At 46.8% G+C, this 16,568-nt stretch carries 20 protein-coding genes and 1 pseudogene; 11 read left to right on the top strand and 10 right to left on the bottom strand.

Annotation, left to right across the window (positions count from 1 at the left end; translation table 11 throughout):
* Positions 1 to 3: 3 nt before the first annotated feature.
* Positions 4 to 483 carry a pantetheine-phosphate adenylyltransferase gene (gene coaD, locus IAE48_RS15325; protein WP_042714983.1) on the top strand — a complete coding sequence of 160 codons (480 nt, stop codon included), beginning with the start codon at positions 4 to 6 and terminating at the stop codon, positions 481 to 483.
* Between the two features lie 39 nt (positions 484 to 522).
* On the opposite strand, the gene mutM is transcribed toward coaD, so the two are convergent.
* The 4 genes from mutM to radC all read right to left on the bottom strand — a co-directional run bounded on the left by mutM (position 523) and on the right by radC (position 2,720).
* Positions 523 to 1,332: a bifunctional DNA-formamidopyrimidine glycosylase/DNA-(apurinic or apyrimidinic site) lyase gene (gene mutM, locus IAE48_RS15320; RefSeq protein ID WP_094418920.1), complete on the bottom strand. Its 810-nt coding sequence runs from the start codon at positions 1,330 to 1,332 to the stop codon at positions 523 to 525.
* A 78-nt stretch (positions 1,333 to 1,410) separates the two neighbouring features.
* Positions 1,411 to 1,578 (bottom strand): 50S ribosomal protein L33, encoded by a 168-nt coding sequence (gene rpmG, locus IAE48_RS15315; protein ID WP_003024094.1) that lies wholly within the window; start codon positions 1,576 to 1,578, stop codon positions 1,411 to 1,413.
* A gap of 20 nt (positions 1,579 to 1,598) precedes the next feature.
* Entirely contained in the window at positions 1,599 to 1,835 is a 237-nt protein-coding gene (rpmB, locus tag IAE48_RS15310; RefSeq protein WP_002436699.1) for a 50S ribosomal protein L28, read from the bottom strand.
* A 216-nt stretch (positions 1,836 to 2,051) separates the two neighbouring features.
* The gene (radC, locus tag IAE48_RS15305) at positions 2,052 to 2,720 is read right to left on the bottom strand and encodes a DNA repair protein RadC (RefSeq protein WP_042714990.1); all 669 of its coding nucleotides are present in this window, start codon (positions 2,718 to 2,720) and stop codon (positions 2,052 to 2,054) included.
* 169 nt (positions 2,721 to 2,889) lie between these two features.
* Between radC and coaBC the strand changes: the two genes are divergently transcribed.
* The 4 genes from coaBC to IAE48_RS15285 all read left to right on the top strand — a co-directional run bounded on the left by coaBC (position 2,890) and on the right by IAE48_RS15285 (position 6,462).
* Entirely contained in the window at positions 2,890 to 4,104 is a 1,215-nt protein-coding gene (gene coaBC / locus IAE48_RS15300; RefSeq protein ID WP_200134876.1) for a bifunctional phosphopantothenoylcysteine decarboxylase/phosphopantothenate--cysteine ligase CoaBC, read from the top strand.
* Positions 4,082 to 4,540 (top strand): dUTP diphosphatase, encoded by a 459-nt coding sequence (gene dut, locus IAE48_RS15295; protein WP_042714993.1) that lies wholly within the window; start codon positions 4,082 to 4,084, stop codon positions 4,538 to 4,540. Before coaBC ends, dut begins: the two co-directional genes overlap by 23 nt.
* Before the next feature lie 124 nt (positions 4,541 to 4,664).
* Positions 4,665 to 5,261: a nucleoid occlusion factor SlmA gene (gene slmA / locus IAE48_RS15290; protein ID WP_042714996.1), complete on the top strand. Its 597-nt coding sequence runs from the start codon at positions 4,665 to 4,667 to the stop codon at positions 5,259 to 5,261.
* 184 nt (positions 5,262 to 5,445) lie between these two features.
* Complete coding sequence (locus tag IAE48_RS15285; protein ID WP_200134875.1) at positions 5,446 to 6,462, top strand: SMP-30/gluconolactonase/LRE family protein; 1,017 nt, start codon at positions 5,446 to 5,448, stop codon at positions 6,460 to 6,462.
* 35 nt (positions 6,463 to 6,497) lie between these two features.
* Here the strand turns inward: IAE48_RS15285 and pyrE are convergent, their stop codons facing one another.
* Together pyrE and rph are read right to left on the bottom strand one after the other, a co-directional pair.
* Positions 6,498 to 7,139, bottom strand: a complete 642-nt coding sequence (pyrE, locus tag IAE48_RS15280) for an orotate phosphoribosyltransferase (protein WP_094418916.1) — start codon at positions 7,137 to 7,139, stop codon at positions 6,498 to 6,500.
* 120 nt (positions 7,140 to 7,259) lie between these two features.
* Positions 7,260 to 7,976: a ribonuclease PH gene (gene rph, locus IAE48_RS15275; protein WP_128481882.1), complete on the bottom strand. Its 717-nt coding sequence runs from the start codon at positions 7,974 to 7,976 to the stop codon at positions 7,260 to 7,262.
* 124 nt (positions 7,977 to 8,100) lie between these two features.
* Here rph and IAE48_RS15270 point away from each other — a divergent pair, with 124 nt between their 5' ends.
* The 5 genes and pseudogenes from IAE48_RS15270 to IAE48_RS15250 all read left to right on the top strand — a co-directional run.
* Positions 8,101 to 8,964, top strand: coding sequence for a YicC/YloC family endoribonuclease (locus IAE48_RS15270; protein ID WP_042715002.1), 864 nt, complete (start codon positions 8,101 to 8,103; stop codon positions 8,962 to 8,964).
* A gap of 204 nt (positions 8,965 to 9,168) precedes the next feature.
* The gene (locus IAE48_RS15265) at positions 9,169 to 10,392 is read left to right on the top strand and encodes a site-specific integrase (protein ID WP_200134874.1); all 1,224 of its coding nucleotides are present in this window, start codon (positions 9,169 to 9,171) and stop codon (positions 10,390 to 10,392) included.
* A 171-nt stretch (positions 10,393 to 10,563) separates the two neighbouring features.
* Positions 10,564 to 11,373 carry a DUF3289 family protein gene (locus IAE48_RS15260; RefSeq protein ID WP_200134873.1) on the top strand — a complete coding sequence of 270 codons (810 nt, stop codon included), beginning with the start codon at positions 10,564 to 10,566 and terminating at the stop codon, positions 11,371 to 11,373.
* Complete coding sequence (locus tag IAE48_RS15255; protein ID WP_143444511.1) at positions 11,360 to 11,806, top strand: DUF943 family protein; 447 nt, start codon at positions 11,360 to 11,362, stop codon at positions 11,804 to 11,806. Before IAE48_RS15260 ends, IAE48_RS15255 begins: the two co-directional genes overlap by 14 nt.
* A 159-nt stretch (positions 11,807 to 11,965) precedes the next feature.
* Positions 11,966 to 12,699, top strand: a pseudogene (locus IAE48_RS15250) (tyrosine-type recombinase/integrase); the annotation flags it as partial.
* On the opposite strand, the gene IAE48_RS15245 reads toward IAE48_RS15250, so the two are convergent.
* Complete coding sequence (locus tag IAE48_RS15245; RefSeq protein ID WP_200134925.1) at positions 12,699 to 13,055, bottom strand: hypothetical protein; 357 nt, start codon at positions 13,053 to 13,055, stop codon at positions 12,699 to 12,701. The pseudogene IAE48_RS15250 and the gene IAE48_RS15245 overlap by 1 nt on opposite strands.
* Complete coding sequence (locus IAE48_RS15240; protein ID WP_200134872.1) at positions 13,019 to 13,354, bottom strand: hypothetical protein; 336 nt, start codon at positions 13,352 to 13,354, stop codon at positions 13,019 to 13,021. Before IAE48_RS15240 ends, IAE48_RS15245 begins: the two co-directional genes overlap by 37 nt.
* Before the next feature lie 96 nt (positions 13,355 to 13,450).
* Here IAE48_RS15240 and IAE48_RS15235 point away from each other — a divergent pair, with 96 nt between their 5' ends.
* A complete protein-coding gene (locus tag IAE48_RS15235) occupies positions 13,451 to 13,933 on the top strand; it encodes a hypothetical protein (RefSeq protein ID WP_200134871.1) in 483 nt (160 codons plus the stop codon).
* 14 nt (positions 13,934 to 13,947) lie between these two features.
* On the opposite strand, the gene IAE48_RS15230 is transcribed toward IAE48_RS15235, so the two are convergent.
* Complete coding sequence (locus IAE48_RS15230; RefSeq protein ID WP_200134870.1) at positions 13,948 to 15,459, bottom strand: DNA methylase; 1,512 nt, start codon at positions 15,457 to 15,459, stop codon at positions 13,948 to 13,950.
* Positions 15,459 to 16,568 (bottom strand): DNA methyltransferase, encoded by a 1,110-nt coding sequence (locus IAE48_RS15225; protein ID WP_200134869.1) that lies wholly within the window; start codon positions 16,566 to 16,568, stop codon positions 15,459 to 15,461. Before IAE48_RS15225 ends, IAE48_RS15230 begins: the two co-directional genes overlap by 1 nt.

Raw genomic sequence — 16,568 nt, 5'->3', positions numbered from 1 at the left:
ATTATGCAAAAGCGGGCGATCTACCCTGGTACGTTTGATCCCATCACTAACGGGCATATCGATATTGTGACCCGTGCCGCCGCGATGTTTGATGAACTGATACTGGCGATTGCCGCCAGCCCAAGCAAAAAGCCGATGTTCAGCCTTGATGAGCGCGTTGCGCTGGCGAAGCAGGCAACGGCGCATCTGCAAAATGTCACGGTAGTGGGCTTTAGCGATCTGATGGCTAACTTCGCGCGTGACCAGCAGGCCACGATTTTGATCCGCGGTCTGCGCGCGGTAGCGGATTTTGAGTATGAGATGCAGCTGGCGCATATGAACCGGCATCTGATGCCGAATCTGGAAAGCGTCTATTTAATGCCGTCGAAAGAGTGGTCGTTTATCTCCTCTTCGCTGGTCAAAGAGGTGGCGCGCCATCAGGGCGACGTCGCGCATTTCCTGCCGCAGCCGGTTCACCAGGCGCTGCTTGATAAGCTGAAGTAAGCTTCGATGCCGGATAGCTTATCCGGCTTTACTCCACACCTATTTCTGGCACTGACGACAGTAGAACGTCGAGCGCTGCGCATGTTTTGCCGCCACGATTGGCGTGCCGCAGATACGACAAGGCTGCCCTTCCCGCCCGTAAACCTGCAACTCCTGCGCGAAGTAACCCGGTTTGCCATCGCTTTGCAGGAAGTCTTTCAGCGTCGTCCCGCCCTGCTCAATGGAGCGTAACAGCACCGCTTTGATCACGCGTACCAGCAGTTCGTAATCCTGCTGCGAGAGGGATGACGCGAGCCGATCGGGATGGATCCCGGCGGCAAACAGCGATTCGCTGGCATAAATATTCCCGACGCCCACCACCAGCTTGTTATCCATCAGCCAGGGTTTGATCGCCGTTTTCTTCTTCGCGCACTTCTCCCGCAGATAGTCGGCATTAAACGCATCGCTCAGCGGCTCCGGGCCGAGATGCGCCAGCACGTTATGCCCTTCCAGCTCTTTGGTCCACAGCCAGGCGCCGAAACGACGCGGATCGGTGTAACGCAGCACTTTGCCGTTGCTCATCACCAGATCGACATGGTCATGTTTTTGGGCGGGGAGTTCGTGGGGAAGAATACGCAGACTGCCGGACATGCCGAGGTGAATGATGATCCAGCCATCCGGCAGCTCGAGCAGCAGGTATTTAGCGCGTCGCTGCACGCTGAGCACCGGTTTGTCGCTCAGGCTATGGATCTCTTCGGAAACAGGCCAGCGTAAGCGGCCGTTACGTACCACCGCATGCAGGATGGTTTCACCGACCAGGTGCGGTTCAATGCCTCTGCGGCTGGTTTCAACTTCAGGTAATTCAGGCATCTCGTCTCCGGCTTTTTGCGGGCTATCAGAAATGCAAAAACCCCGACAGTGCGGGGTTTTTGTTCAAGAAAACTAAAATTATTTAATTTTAGCTTCTTTGTACAGCACGTGCTGACGGACAACTGGATCGAACTTTTTCAGTTCCAGTTTTTCCGGCTTAGTACGTTTGTTCTTCGTGGTGGTGTAGAAGTGACCAGTACCAGCGGAAGAAACCAGCTTGATTTTCTCACGAATACCTTTAGCCATGATTTATATCCTTTAAGTACTTAGTACTTTTCGCCACGGGCACGCAGTTCAGACAGAACTGTATCGATGCCTTTCTTATCAATTACACGCATACCTTTAGCAGATACACGCAGGGTGACAAAACGCTTTTCGCTCTCAACCCAAAAACGGTGAGAGTGCAGGTTCGGCAGGAAACGGCGTTTAGTCGCGTTCAGTGCGTGGGAACGGTTATTACCGGTCACCGGACGCTTGCCAGTAACTTGGCAGACTCGGGACATGTCTATTCTCCAAAAATCAAATTAGCTCGAGCTTCGTATGGGGTATTGGCGCCTCGTCAGGCTTTACAGCCCGGTCATCGCAGTTCTATGTGAACTCTCGATTGCCAGGCCCAAATGCCAAACCCGAGATTCTCAAAGGTGGCGTAGTATACGCTGACTCGGCGGTGTGCTCAAGTCCCGAACAGACAAAGATCCCGATGGATCGCGCAAAGTGGTCTAAATCCAACCGCGTTCCGCAAAAGAAACGCACTCGCCGCGACCAATGACCAGATGATCAATAACGCGAATGTCCATGAGTTGGCAGCATTTTATCACTCGTTCGGTGATGGCCTTATCTGCTCTGCTGGGCTCAGCATTACCCGAGGGGTGATTATGCGCGAGGATCACGCCGACCGCATTGAATTTTATCGCTTCGCGTAAAATTTCTCGCGGATGCACCTCAACGTGGTTAATCGTGCCGGAAAAAAGCCGGGCATGTTTGATGATGCGGTTGCGGTTATCAAGCAGGATCACCATAAAGACCTCCCGCTCTTCGTTCGCCAGCTGGCTCTGCAAAAACTCCCGCACCATCTCCGGGCTGAGCAGAGAGCTCTCCTCGGCAATACGCGCGTTGTAGGAGCGCCTCGCCAGCTCGCCGATGCCCCTGAGCTGCGCATATTTGGCGACACCAATGCCCGAGATAAACCGGAACTCATCATAGTCGGCACAGAGCAGAGAGTGGAGCGAGCTGAAGTGGTTTAGCATCTCCCGCGCTACCGTAAGTACGCTTTTCCCGCACGCGCCGGTGCGTAAAAATAGCGCCAGTAACTCAACGTCCGTAAGGGACTCAACGCCCAGCTGCATCATTTTTTCGCGCGGCTTTTGAGGAATTAACACAATCGCCATATCCACACCTCCCTGTCAGAAACTCATGCTGCCACAACCGGGAATGCTCATCGAATGGCACTTTTCAACGTTGCGTAGCGCCTCGCAAAGTGGTTTACGGGCATAGGCACGACGACATCAGGATTGTGATAAAATCCCCAACCTCTGGCGAATCCAACGGGAAAGAATCATGACAACTCTGGCGGGTAAAAAAATTGTCCTCGGCGTAAGCGGCGGTATCGCGGCCTATAAAGCGCCTGAGCTGGTGCGTCGCTTGCGCGATCGTGGCGCGGAAGTCCGCGTGGCGCTGACCGAGGCCGCCAAAGCCTTTATCACACCGCTGAGTCTGCAGGCCGTTTCCGGTTACCCGGTCTCCGACAGCCTGCTTGACCCCGCTGCGGAAGCGGCAATGGGGCATATCGAGTTGGGTAAATGGGCCGATCTGGTGATTCTGGCACCCGCCACCGCTGATTTAATCGCCCGTGTTGCGGCGGGTATGGCAAACGATCTGGTCTCAACCATCTGCCTGGCCACGCCGTCACCGGTTGCGGTTGTTCCGGCGATGAATCAGCAGATGTACCGCAACGCCGCTACCCAGCACAATTTACAGGTGCTCGCTTCGCGCGGCCTGCTGTTGTGGGGGCCAGACAGCGGCAGCCAGGCGTGCGGTGATGTCGGCCCGGGCCGCATGCTCGATCCGCTGACCATCGTTGATATGGCCGCGGCTCACTTCTCGCCGGTCAAGGATTTGCAACATCTGAACATTATGATTACCGCCGGTCCGACCCGCGAACCGCTGGATCCGGTGCGCTACATCACCAACCTCAGCTCCGGCAAAATGGGCTTCGCCATTGCTGAAGCGGCCGCGAAACGCGGCGCGAATGTGACGCTGGTTTCAGGCCCGGTGTCGCTGCCTACGCCCGCCTTTGTTCAGCGCGTGGATGTGAACACTGCCCTTGAGATGGAGGCGGCGGTTCAGCAGCGCGCCCAGCAGCAGCATATTTTTATCGGCTGCGCGGCGGTCGCGGATTATCGCGCCAGCGAGATCGCGCCGGAGAAAATTAAAAAGCAAGGCGATGAAATCACAATAAAAATGGTGAAAAATCCCGATATCGTCGCTGGCGTTGCGGCGCTCACCAGCCATCGACCTTATGTTGTTGGGTTTGCCGCGGAAACGAATAATGTGGAAGAATACGCCCGGCAGAAACGCGCCCGCAAAAACCTCGACCTGATTTGCGCCAACGATGTTTCGCAATCTAATCAAGGCTTTAATAGCGACAACAACGCATTACATCTGTTCTGGCAAGATGGCGATAAGCGCTTGCCGCTGGAGCGCAAAGCGCTGCTGGGACACCTATTACTGGACGAGATTGTTACCCGTTATGATGAAAAAAATCGACGTTAAGATTCTGGACCCGCGCGTGGGTGAGCAGTTCCCGCTGCCGACCTATGCCACCTCCGGCTCCGCCGGTCTTGACCTGCGCGCCTGTCTGGATGACGCCGTAGAGCTGGCGCCAGGCGACACCACGCTGCTGCCGACTGGTCTGGCGATTCACATTGCCGACCCAACGCTTGCCGCCGTGATTCTGCCGCGCTCGGGCCTCGGTCATAAACATGGCGTGGTATTGGGCAACCTGGTTGGGCTGATTGATTCCGATTACCAGGGGCAGCTGATGGTCTCCGTCTGGAACCGTGGAAAAGAGAGCTTCACCATTGTGCCTGGCGAGCGTATCGCGCAGATGGTCTTTGTACCGGTGGTGCAGGCTGAATTTAACCTGGTGGAAGAGTTCGATGCCACCGTGCGTGGCGAAGGCGGCTTTGGCCACTCCGGGCGTCAATAATCCGCGCTATTTAACGCATTACACAACACTATAACGCGATAAGATGACCGCAAATGCCAGGCATTTGCGGCCGTTGTGTGGTTGCTCGCCTGACAAGTGATTATTTTCTGGGGTTTTTTAGAACATGGCAGAAAAACAGACTGCGAAAAAGAATCGCCGTGAGGAAATACTTCAATCTCTGGCGTTAATGCTGGAATCCAGCGATGGAAGCCAACGTATTACCACGGCGAAACTGGCGGCATCGGTCGGCGTCTCTGAAGCCGCGCTATATCGTCACTTTCCCAGCAAAACACGCATGTTCGATAGCCTGATCGAGTTTATCGAAGATAGCCTGATTACCCGCATCAACTTGATTTTAAAAGATGAAAAAGACACGACTGCGCGTTTACGTCTGATTGTCTTACTGATTCTGGGCTTCGGCGAACGCAATCCCGGCTTAACCCGCATCATGACCGGTCATGCGCTGATGTTTGAGCAGGATCGCCTGCAAGGGCGCATTAACCAGCTGTTTGAGCGTATCGAAGCGCAGCTGCGCCAGGTGCTGCGCGAACGCAAAATGCGTGAAGGCGAAGGGTATGCAACCGACGAAACGCTGCTGGCAAGCCAGTTGCTGGCCTTCTGTGAAGGGATGCTGTCACGCTATGTGCGCAGCGAGTTCAAATATAGCCCGACCGACGATTTTGACGCGCGCTGGCCGCTGTTACTTCTGCAATTACAGTAATCACCCTATGCAGCCTCTGTGGCTGCATTCGCATTTCCCGCCATTCTGTGTAAAAGCCCAACGTAATTCGTAACAATGCCAGATGTGGCACCCTTCGCGATTCTCTACGCTCCTTCAGGCATCTGGTTATTCCTGAAACAAACCACCGCTTCGATACCCTACAAAAGCAAGAAGGAGAGACCGGATGGCAACATCTCGTCGGGAACTGTTAAAGCTGAGCGGTATCGCTACCGCTTCCCTGTTACTGAGTCAAAAGAGCTTCGCTGCCTGGACACCTGCGCCGCGCTACCCCGATCCGCGCGTGGTCGCGCTCGATGATGCATTTCGCGGGTACATGGTCTCCAGTGCAAAAGTAGAGCAAATCGCCACTGGCTGTCGCTGGGCGGAAGGTCCGGTATGGTTTGGTGATATGCGCATGCTGCTCTGGAGCGACATCCCCAACAATGCGGTGATGCGCTGGGATGAGCAGACCGGCGAGACCGCTGTTTTTCGCAAACCGGCGAATAACGCCAATGGACATGCCCGCGATCGCCAGGGGCGATTGATTAGCTGTGAGCACGATACGCGGCGCATTACGCGCACAGAGTACGACGGCACCATCACGGTGCTGGCGGATAGCTTCGACGGTAAGCCGCTCAACTCGCCAAACGATATCGCGGTCAAATCAGATGATTCAATCTGGTTTACCGACCCGCCATTTGGCATTACCGGTTTTTATGAAGGACACAAAGCCGAGCCGCAGCTGCCGCAGAATGTTTATCGTCTCGATCCGCAAACCCGCAAGCTGGAAGTGGTGCTGGGCGATGTTCGCGGGCCGAATGGCATCTGCTTCTCGCCGGACGAGAAAATCCTCTATGTGGTGGAGAGCCGCGCTACGCCTAATCGTTTAATACTGGCGTGGGACATTGTCGGCGGGCAGTTACAAAATAAGCGGGTGCATATTGATTGCGGCAACGGCACCGCGGACGGTATCGCCTGCGATGTTGACGGCAATTTATGGTGCGGATGGGGGATGGGCAGCGACGAGCTGGATGGTGTCCGGGTGTTTAACCCGCAGGGCAAAGCGATTGGTATGATTCATCTGCCCGAGCGCTGCGCCAATCTCTGCTTCGGCGGTGAGCAGCGAAACCGGCTTTTTATGGCCGCCAGCACCTCGATTTACGCCCTGTATGTCAACACGCAGGGCGCACAGCTTCTGTAAGGCGAAACCCGGCAGGCCTGCTGCCGGGTAGCAACTTAGACGCCGTACTCTTCGCGATACGCACGCACGGAGGCGACCAGATCGGCCAACTCTGGCTTCTCTTCCAGATAATCCACCAGGTCATTCAGCGTAATGATGGAAATAACCTTGCAGCCGTAATCACGCTCAACTTCCTGAATTGCAGAGATCTCTGCGCGGCCGCGCTCCTGACGGTCGAGCGAGATCAGCACGCCAGCAAGGGTCGCGCCGTTAGCCTGAATAATCTCCATCGACTCGCGGATCGCTGTCCCGGCGGTGATCACATCATCCACCAGCATCACACGGCCCTGCAGCGCGCTGCCGACCAGGTTACCGCCTTCGCCATGATCTTTGGCTTCTTTACGGTTAAAGCAGTAAGGCACATCGCGCTCGTGATGCTCTGCCAGCGCTACCGCGGTGGTGGTCGCAATCGGGATGCCTTTATAAGCCGGGCCAAACAGCAGATCGAAATCAATCCCGGAATCCATTAACGCTTCAGCGTAAAAACGGCCCAACAGCGCCAGATCGCGCCCGGTATTAAAGAGCCCGGCATTAAAGAAATAGGGGCTTTTGCGCCCGGATTTCAGCGTGAACTCGCCGAACTTCAGTACCTGTTTGTTAAGCGCAAATTCAATAAACTGACGCTGGTACGCTTTCATGGATCCGCTCCTCTTCCTGTTTTGATGATTTAAAAATTTAGCAAAGTGCGTTGCGCAGACACCAGGGTTGAAGCCCGAATGTTGCGCAAAAAAAAGGGCGACTCATCGTCGCCCTCAAAATCAATTTTCTAACGCCGCTTTTTGCGCCGCGACAATGGACTCAATGCCCCCTCGGGCTAGCGCCAGCATCGCGAGCAATTCGTCGTGGGTGAAGGGCTCGCCCTCTGCGGTGCCCTGCACTTCGATCATGCGGCCATCTTCGGTCATCACGACGTTCATGTCGGTCTCAGCCGCTGAGTCTTCAACATACTCCAGATCGCACACCGCTTCGCCATTGACGATGCCCACAGAGACGGCCGCGACCATACCTTTCATCGGGTTGGTCTTCAGCTTGCCTGCGGCAATGAGCTTGTTCAGCGCATCGGCCAGCGCCACGCACGCACCGGTGATCGACGCAGTACGGGTACCGCCATCGGCCTGCAGAACATCGCAATCGAGGGTGATAGTAAATTCGCCAAGCGCTTTCAGATCGACCGCCGCGCGCAGTGCACGCGCGATCAGGCGCTGGATCTCCATGGTACGTCCGCCCTGCTTGCCCTTCGCCGCTTCACGGGCGTTACGGGTGTGGGTCGAACGCGGCAACATGCCATATTCGGCAGTGATCCACCCCTGGCCCTGGCCTTTAAGGAAGCGTGGAACACCTTCGTCGATGGAGGCGGTGCAGAGCACTTTGGTGTCGCCAAATTCCACCAGCACGGAACCTTCTGCGTGTTTTGTGTAGTTACGGGTCAGGGTGACGGGGCGCACTTGAGTGGCGCTTCGGCCTGCTGGACGCATGATGATTTCTCCGGCTGTTACGAATGTGGCTGCGCATTATACTGGCTAACCCTGGTTATTCCTATCCTGATAAGGCCACCAAAGCTATAATCCCCCGCATCTCTCCTTCAAAACGGGAACGACTATGATCCGCAGTATGACCGCCTACGCCCGGCGTGAAATCAAGGGTGCATGGGGCTCCGCCTCCTGGGAACTGCGCTCGGTTAACCAGCGTTATCTGGAAACTTACTTCCGCCTGCCGGAACAATTCCGCAGCCTTGAACCGGTTGTCCGCGAGCGTCTGCGTACCCGTCTGACCCGCGGTAAAGTGGAATGCACCTTACGCTTTGAGCCGGACGCCAGCGCGCAGGGCGAACTGATTCTGAATGAAAAGCTGGCTAAGCAGCTGGTCACCGCCGCGAACTGGGTAAAAATGCAGAGCGACGAGGGTGAAATTAATCCGGTCGATATTCTGCGCTGGCCTGGCGTGATGGCGGCTCAGGAGCAGGATCTCGATGCGATTACCGCTGAAATCCTCGCCGCGCTGGATGGCGCGCTGGACGACTTTATCGTCGCCCGTGAAACCGAAGGCCAGGCGCTGAAAGCGCTGATCGAGCAGCGTCTGCAAGGCGTCAGCACCGAAGTCAACAACGTGCGCGCCCATATGCCGCAAATCCTGCAATGGCAGCGTGAGCGCCTGGTCAGCAAGCTGGAAGAGGCGCAGGTACAGCTGGAAAACAACCGCGTCGAGCAAGAGCTGGTAATGATGGCGCAGCGTATCGACGTTGCCGAAGAGCTGGACAGGCTCGAAGCGCATGTGAAAGAGACCTACAACATCCTGAAGAAGAAGGAAGCGGTGGGTCGCCGCCTCGACTTTATGATGCAGGAGTTCAACCGCGAGTCGAACACGCTGGCCTCTAAATCAATCAATGCGGAAGTGACCAACTCTGCTATTGAGTTGAAAGTGCTTATTGAGCAGATGCGCGAGCAAATTCAAAATATCGAGTAAATTCTTTCAAAGTCTACTCACATCCATAAGCCCATGTTAAATGGGCTTTTTTATTTAAATGATAGTCTATTAAAGACCACTTGGGTACATTAAAAACCAGTAATAAATGGGGAGTAAAACGGGGAGTGCTTTTGCTTTACTAGTCTCATCTGACAGTTTATAACCATATACCCCCCCACAACGATTTTTCATCAGGATAGGTATATGGCTTCACTCACTGTCAGGACGGTTCAGGCTCTCATCAAAGCAGGAGAACCGGGGAAGTTTGGAGATGGGCGAGGCTTGTACCTGAAAGTCCCACAAAAAGGTGAGGCGTATTGGATGCTTCGATACACAATCGGCTCTAAGAGACGAGAACTCACACTTGGCAAGGTATCCCATCTATCTCTGTCTGAGGTACGTAGCCTCGCTGAGGATACTCGAAGAAAAGTTGCCACCGGAGATGATCCTATTGCTGAACGGAAACTTAACCGACCGAAGCAAATCACAACGGTAGATGGATTGTTTGAAGACTGGCACAAAGACCTGGTTAAGCGGTTGAAGCATCCACAAATCCCAGAAAGGGTATACAGGAAAGATATTGCTCCTACGATTGGTCAACTTTCTTTGGCGAAGATAACCCCCATTGATGTCCGGGTCATTCTCCAAAAAATTACAGAAAGTGGAAGACCAACCATCTCAAATGATGCCCTGCTCTACATGAAACAACTCTTCGATCATGCAATCAAGCTTGGATTATTGTTAAACAATCCAGCTTCTGCGTTTAAGGTCAATGATGCAGGTGGAATCGAAAAAAGCAGAGAAAGGGCATTGAGTCTGGATGAGATTACTCATGTTTTTAAAGTGTTCAGGGAACACTCTGACAGCTTCTCTCGTGATAACTACCTTGCATGTGCCCTGCTACTACTCCTTGCTGTTCGCAAAAGTGAACTAACGGAAGCACCTTGGTCAGAATTCAATTTAGACGAGAAAAAATGGTGCCTGCCAAAAGAAAGAAGTAAGTCTGGTGTTGGCATAGTCATCCCACTTCCCCCGCTCGCTATCAAGATTCTGGAAGAGCTAAAGGTCAGAGCATGGGATTCGCCTTATGTCTTCCCAAACCGCCGCGTGAGCAAATCTCAGCACATGGGTAAAGACACTCTAAACAGAGCAATTGCCAAGTTGTTTGGAGCTGAACCAGGCAAGAAGAAGCAACCACCTAATGTCATGGGACACATTGATTACTTCACTGTCCATGACCTGAGAAGAACCAGTAGAAGCCTACTTGCCTCACTGTCCGTTCCTCCACATGTGGCAGAACGGTGTCTGAACCACAAACTCAAAGGTGTTGAAGGCATCTATGACAGATATGATTATTTTGATGAAAGAAAAGAAGTCTTGCAAAAAGTTGCAGAGAAAATAAGTTTTATTATTGAGAGTCAGGTTTAATCAACTTTGCTTGTTAGCGATTGCCTACCTTAACAGGCACAGCGACATAAACCGCATTCGAAGGAACATCCTGTATGACTTTTTGAAAAGATGTTAAGAAAAGTCCTAATTGCAGTGCAAAAGTATAGTTGTATAGTGGGTGTACATTTGACTGTAAGGGATTTATTTCGAATGAACGCAATCGATAGTAGACTGATAATCTTCTCAACCCAAAAAAAATTCAATGACAGAAATGCTGATGATATGCAAAGCGGCGACATTGATGTTGATACACTAATAAAGCATTACCATCTTGGGCAAGTATCAACTTTCATTGACTGGACAACTTTTGGTCCTTCCTATAAACATCCTTATCTGAATTCAATACAGCCAGCAAGTAAAGAAAAAGCCATTGCAATGCTATATGATGAGTTAAGATCGCAGTCGTATGTATTTTCTTTTCAGGGACCCTATCAGGGCCTAATCAAAGATCTTTTCAATCATATGCAACGAAATAATGGAAGAGATTATCAAAATCCAGCAATGAATAATGCATACAGAAACTTAATTCTGGCTGATAATTCCCCGAACAGCACCAGAGCCATAATAAAAAGAGCAATCGAGCAGTTTGATTTTAGCAAATCGAAACTGACCAAAGAAAATTTCACCAATGATCTATATAAAAGTCATTTACCAAAATATACCAGATGGAAAGACTGGGTTAATGGTATGGGTATTACCGTTCATGACGTGAACAGTACAGAGATTTCAATTGAGAGTCTCGTACTTGAAGGAAATAAATATACTGCGGTTATCAAATACAGAGCACAGGACCATTTTGGATTAGACAGAGAAGATATACTGAAACCTAAATTTAATTCGATTTCCTTTTTTAGGATATGGTTTGTACTTCAGCGTGCAAAGCATTTGGCTCAAAAACCATTCTTCACTAATTTTGAAGCCACAATAACACTTACAGGAGAAGCCAATGTTCAAATATAAAAGGACTGTAGCAACTGTAATTTTTTTAATCATTGCATACTGCATATGGATTGCGGTAAGACCAGCGAAGATAATCAGAGTCGATAAAGGTGCTGTTTTTGTAGAACATTTACCAATGACAACAGAAGGAAAACTAAAGTGGTGGATGAATAACAAAGAATTATTACAGCAAAAATATCACGTCATCAATAAGCAGTATAACTTTACAGTTACCATCATGAATTTTAATGGTTATGAAGAACTACCTAAAGGGGTAAGGGACGGGTCTATCGATGACTATACCTGCTTCGATGATACTAATCAAAAGCATGAAAAATGCGTGTATAACAATATAGCAATAATTATTAGAGGCAACCTTGATGGAAAACAATTTATAAATATTGATGGCAAAACATATACCCAGACACAAGATGGAAAAGTTGAGTTAAAATGAAGATCGAAGGCCGGACTCAAACATCGCAACTATTCTTATGATCTTAAGACATTAAAAATTACCACAATGGATATGATACCATCATTGATACCATCACGCGCACCTATTCACTATAATCCACCAGGTTCAAACCAAGTATCAAGGTCAATGTTCACAAGTATGCACTTTTTGCAACTCTTCGACCATGCAATCAAGCTTAGATTATTGTTAAACAATCCAGCTTCTGCGTTTAAGGTCAATGATGCAGGTGGAATCGAAAAAAGCAGAGTAAGAGCATTGAGTCTGGAAGAAATTGGTCAGGTATTTAGAGTTTTCAGAGAACACTCTGACAGCTTCTCTTGTGATAACTACCTTGCCTGTGCCCTACTACTACTCCTTTCTGTTCGCAAAAGTGAGCTAACCGAGTCTCCTTGGGCAGAATTCGATTTGGATGAGAAAAAGTGGTCTTTACCAAAAGAAAGGAGTAAGTCAGGAGTGGGCATTGTGATTCCGCTACCACCACTGGCAATTGAAATGTTAAAAGAGCTAAAGGTCAGAGCTTTTGGTTCTGATTATATCTTCCCTAACCGCAGGATGAGTAAGTCGAGGCATATGGGAAAAGATACCCTCAACAGGGCGATAGCCAAGCTATTCGGGGTAGAACCAGGTAAGAAGAAGCAACCACCTAATGTAATGGAAAATATTGAATATTCCACAGTCCATGACTTACGAAGGACTTGCAGAAGTTTACTTGCATCGCTGTCTGTTCCCCCCCACATGTCGCAGAAAGATGTCTGAACCACAAGCTGAAAGGTGTAGAAGTTATTTATGACAGGTATTATTATTGTGAAGAAAGAAGAAAAGCCCATCTTTTATTAAACGACGAGCTAAAACAAATAATTTTACTTTCAAGTTATTTTCTTTTTACCCATTCACTTTTAGAAAAAGTCATAGAAGACTTACAGGCAAAACCTATAGAAATACAAAATGAAAAAGATAATGCTAGGATGGTTATACAATACCAATTAGGATTATCATAAAGTTTCAACTTAATCACTTCCCTAAATAAAATCGATATCCATATAAATAACACATAATAGCTTATTGTTTGATTAATTTTTGAAACAGAGTATGGTTTTGAACTTAAAAATAATTTATTTATGACACTACTCTCATTTTCTCCCAAATGAGAATTGGCTACAACTTTATATAATGGGCCTGTAATATCATCTTCTAACATATCAACATGTTTTCCCAATTTTGCTGCCAAAACTTACTTCCTTTATTAACGCAAACCCAAGCGAATGAAAAGACAGCTCCTAAACATCCAACTAATAAAGTAAGCTCTCCCCTATACTCGGCTAATAAACTATTAGATGATTGAATAGCAATGAATGCAACCAAACTTGCCCCAATGAAAGTCCAAAAATAAGTGGCCCTTTTCCAATATAATTCTATTTCGAACTTTCGTATTTCAAGAGCATAAGTTAAAGCTTTGTCTCTCTTACATGAGTTTGACAGAAAAGCCTCTTCATAATCCAATTCATTGAAATCATTACTTTTTTGCATGAAATCCTCCTGATATTTTTGTATGAATATTAAGTTGTACTAAGGTGTAAGTAGTATATATAATTGAGACCACTCTCATTACCAAAGGGTTAATACATGTATAATCAACAACTTAGCACTCTTGTAGTATCTTTGGTTGATACTGATACCAACCGTATAATGGCAAATCCTGGTGAAGATGCTGGTAAAGGTAGCCAATACATATGGCTGAGTAAAGATACTCTTGATTTTTTCCCTCCGTTAGATCAAAAAAATGATCGGGAAAAAGTTGCAGAGTATACTCTTATCAATTTAAATTATGTTGACCTGAATGAAATACGCGAAGAAAGAGTTACTTACGAAGCCGATAATAACATGGATGTCAGGCTTGGTACTGGGAGACTACGATATAGCAAAATAGCACAGCCTGGGGATTTAGCCTGTATAACAAGAACCGGAGTTAAAGAATATCAACTAAGAATAATACAACAAGGCTCTGCCTCATATGATCTATTAAAATCCAAAGCAACTACTTCTATCGGTCATAAAGGTAAGAAATTTGGTTTCTTGGATAACGAAACATTTTTCCAAATTATATAATTATTCAGGGCCGATCAGGCCCTGTGTTTCTTCAAAATAATCAATCTTTCAGAGTCAATTGAGTTTGACTTATGAAGGTCATATCTTTTATAAACCTCTAAGGTAATATCCTCAAATAACTCCCAACCAATTGATTTTGCGATTTCAATAAGATATGAAGGCGTGTCTAATTTAAATACTCTACCACTAAGCGTAGTTGTGTTATGACCAACAACTAAGGCAAATTTTGCATTGGCCTTCATCATAGAATAAACATTCTCAAACATTTTTTGCATGTCAGCGAAGTATCTATATACAATAAAAGGCATTGCCTGTCTTCTGAATCCATCTTTTTCAGTTAAGCTATTGGACATGTCAAGACAAAGTTTATGTAGGCTGTCTGGAATCTTAAAAAAGTTTTCGTTTAAAGAATTCATTAGTTCTTTTTTAAGCGAGGGTGATAATTCACGAGACCCTATTAACTCACGATCTAATTTTTTAACCTCATCAGGCGAAGCCAGACCTAGCCATACAATGCTAAGCCTCTGAGTATCAATATAAGGCAAAGCAGTAGCATAAGGTGGGCTGGTAATTGCACAATCAAATTCTCGAAATCCTTTTAGAGATTTACTATCTCTTATATCAATATTGATAGCTTCGGAATTAACAGAATAATCCACTTCAATATTGCATATTGAATTGATGTTAGCACAAAACGAACTCACTTTTATTTTGACAGCATCCCAAAAATCAGTGGTCGGCATTTCGGATGTTCGTCTCCGAATTCTTAAATCGGCAGGCTCCTGTAAAGAATATTCTCTAACTAAATCACTCACAAGGGCTAAAAATAGATTTATAAACTTAATATTAGCACTTTCATAAATAATAGTTCGAAGAGTTTCTAATTTTTTAAGAGTTTCGATTTGAAACCATTTTTTAAGATAAATTGTACGAACGTCATCTGCAATGATAAACTTAGGAGATAACTCTATTGCTTTATCGATACAGTGGTGAGCAAATAATGTAAATTTACTTACATCCATACTAAGAGTAGAGATTTTGGCATTACTGATAAAACAGGCCAATGGGTTATAATCGAAACCCACCCCCTCTAAATTATTCAATGCAGATTCATATAAGGTTGTCCCGCTACCGCAGAAAGGCTCTAGAATTTTAGACTTTTCATTAACATCTAAAATATTTAAAATAGAAGATACTATCTGAGGATTGAACTTACCTTTATATTCATGTAGTCCATGTGCCCCGTATCGTGTTGACTGCCTCTTTGTATGCCCACTTTTGACACAGGAATTCTCTTTAAACTCTTGTAATGACGATACTGAATTCTCGTCATCACTTATCAACCTCAGGAAGGTTAGCCTTCTGATTTTTTCCTTCTCATCATTACTTAAACCATTTTTTTGAACATGATAACCGGTATCAGAATCAAGAATTAAATCTGATGGGAAAATCAAAGACAGCTCTTTTTTTGCAAGCAATTTTTCATATTCAAAAAGCTTGTAATTTGGAAATTTAAAATTCAGCATTATTTTTTCCTAAGAACCACAATTGTTTCCTCTTTAATCTTTGCGTAGGAAAGATTAAATGATTTTCTATTTGAATTCATGGATCTATTGAACCTTTCAATAACTTCAAAGCCGAGATTTTCTGCTGCCTCAACAATAAGGTCAGCATTATCAACATTTTTACCATGAATTATGGATCTACCAACTACAAAAGCAGCGTGTCCATGCGATATAAGAACAGAATCTATAAGCTGTAAAGTTCCATACATTTGGTGGTAAAAATCTCTCTCAGTATGATGATTTTTTTTGAAAAAATGTGCTCTTGCTCCAATTTCTTTTTCTTTAATTTCTTTTGGATCAAAGCCCAACCACCACATTCTATATTTATGATATAGCCAATATTCATATGCATTAGGATATGGAGGTGAAGTTACAACGAGTCCCACAGTCGAATTAATGTCAGATGGTTGAACAGCTAATACATCTTTATTAATAATTTGACATGGAAATTCACTACTATTGTATAATAATGAAGAGTTCAGTTTCTCACATGAAACGAGGAACAATCTAAATACATCTTCTGCTGCTAAATTTTTATTTATAGCAGCATAACGTGTGTCGCTTTCCTGATTCGATGCTTTTACAATGATGGAAGAGAAAGCAACACATAACGCGTCAAAAGTATCGTGCCCCAAATAATCATGTATACTTTTCTTCAATTTCAACAAATTAACTTGTATATCAAGCTTGAACCAATGATTTATATTTGGAATACTTTTCAACTCATCAATATCAACCTTTCTTGATTTTGCATCAGCCACAACGTCATTAAAAACCGTGCCAAAGTTAGGAGGAATTTTAGTTGTTTTGACTTTAGAAATTAAACAAGCTATAGGATTAAGATCAATTCCAACGCATGGTAAACCTAATGATTGGGCTACTTTTAGAGTTGTTCCAGAACCGCAGAATGGATCAAGAACTGAAGTGTTTTTATCACAGCCTAAATAATTAATTAACTGGAAAGGGATCTCAGGTATGAATTTCGCAGGGTAAGGGTGGATTCCATGAATAGAATCGCTAATAATCTTTTCTTTAAAATCCCAATCCAACTCAGTAATAAGCTCTGCCAT

Origin of the sequence: Kosakonia sp. S57 (assembly GCF_016516575.1) — a bacterium.
GTDB classification, from domain to species: domain Bacteria; phylum Pseudomonadota; class Gammaproteobacteria; order Enterobacterales; family Enterobacteriaceae; genus Kosakonia; species Kosakonia cowanii.
This window is presented reverse-complemented; position numbering and strand designations above follow the sequence as displayed.

Excerpts from the sequence above, each read along its gene's own strand:
- coaD (WP_042714983.1), top strand. The coding sequence starts at position 4 with ATGCAAAAGCGGGCGATCTACCCTGGTACGTTTGATCCCATCACTAAC.
- mutM (WP_094418920.1), bottom strand. The coding sequence starts at position 1,332 with ATGCCTGAATTACCTGAAGTTGAAACCAGCCGCAGAGGCATTGAACCG.
- rpmG (WP_003024094.1), bottom strand. The coding sequence starts at position 1,578 with ATGGCTAAAGGTATTCGTGAGAAAATCAAGCTGGTTTCTTCCGCTGGT.
- rpmB (WP_002436699.1), bottom strand. The coding sequence starts at position 1,835 with ATGTCCCGAGTCTGCCAAGTTACTGGCAAGCGTCCGGTGACCGGTAAT.
- radC (WP_042714990.1), bottom strand. The coding sequence starts at position 2,720 with ATGGCGATTGTGTTAATTCCTCAAAAGCCGCGCGAAAAAATGATGCAG.
- coaBC (WP_200134876.1), top strand. The coding sequence starts at position 2,890 with ATGACAACTCTGGCGGGTAAAAAAATTGTCCTCGGCGTAAGCGGCGGT.
- dut (WP_042714993.1), top strand. The coding sequence starts at position 4,082 with ATGATGAAAAAAATCGACGTTAAGATTCTGGACCCGCGCGTGGGTGAG.
- slmA (WP_042714996.1), top strand. The coding sequence starts at position 4,665 with ATGGCAGAAAAACAGACTGCGAAAAAGAATCGCCGTGAGGAAATACTT.
- IAE48_RS15285 (WP_200134875.1), top strand. The coding sequence starts at position 5,446 with ATGGCAACATCTCGTCGGGAACTGTTAAAGCTGAGCGGTATCGCTACC.
- pyrE (WP_094418916.1), bottom strand. The coding sequence starts at position 7,139 with ATGAAAGCGTACCAGCGTCAGTTTATTGAATTTGCGCTTAACAAACAG.
- rph (WP_128481882.1), bottom strand. The coding sequence starts at position 7,976 with ATGCGTCCAGCAGGCCGAAGCGCCACTCAAGTGCGCCCCGTCACCCTG.
- IAE48_RS15270 (WP_042715002.1), top strand. The coding sequence starts at position 8,101 with ATGATCCGCAGTATGACCGCCTACGCCCGGCGTGAAATCAAGGGTGCA.
- IAE48_RS15265 (WP_200134874.1), top strand. The coding sequence starts at position 9,169 with ATGGCTTCACTCACTGTCAGGACGGTTCAGGCTCTCATCAAAGCAGGA.
- IAE48_RS15260 (WP_200134873.1), top strand. The coding sequence starts at position 10,564 with ATGAACGCAATCGATAGTAGACTGATAATCTTCTCAACCCAAAAAAAA.
- IAE48_RS15255 (WP_143444511.1), top strand. The coding sequence starts at position 11,360 with ATGTTCAAATATAAAAGGACTGTAGCAACTGTAATTTTTTTAATCATT.
- IAE48_RS15240 (WP_200134872.1), bottom strand. The coding sequence starts at position 13,354 with ATGCAAAAAAGTAATGATTTCAATGAATTGGATTATGAAGAGGCTTTT.
- IAE48_RS15235 (WP_200134871.1), top strand. The coding sequence starts at position 13,451 with ATGTATAATCAACAACTTAGCACTCTTGTAGTATCTTTGGTTGATACT.
- IAE48_RS15230 (WP_200134870.1), bottom strand. The coding sequence starts at position 15,459 with ATGCTGAATTTTAAATTTCCAAATTACAAGCTTTTTGAATATGAAAAA.
- IAE48_RS15225 (WP_200134869.1), bottom strand. The coding sequence starts at position 16,568 with ATGGCAGAGCTTATTACTGAGTTGGATTGGGATTTTAAAGAAAAGATT.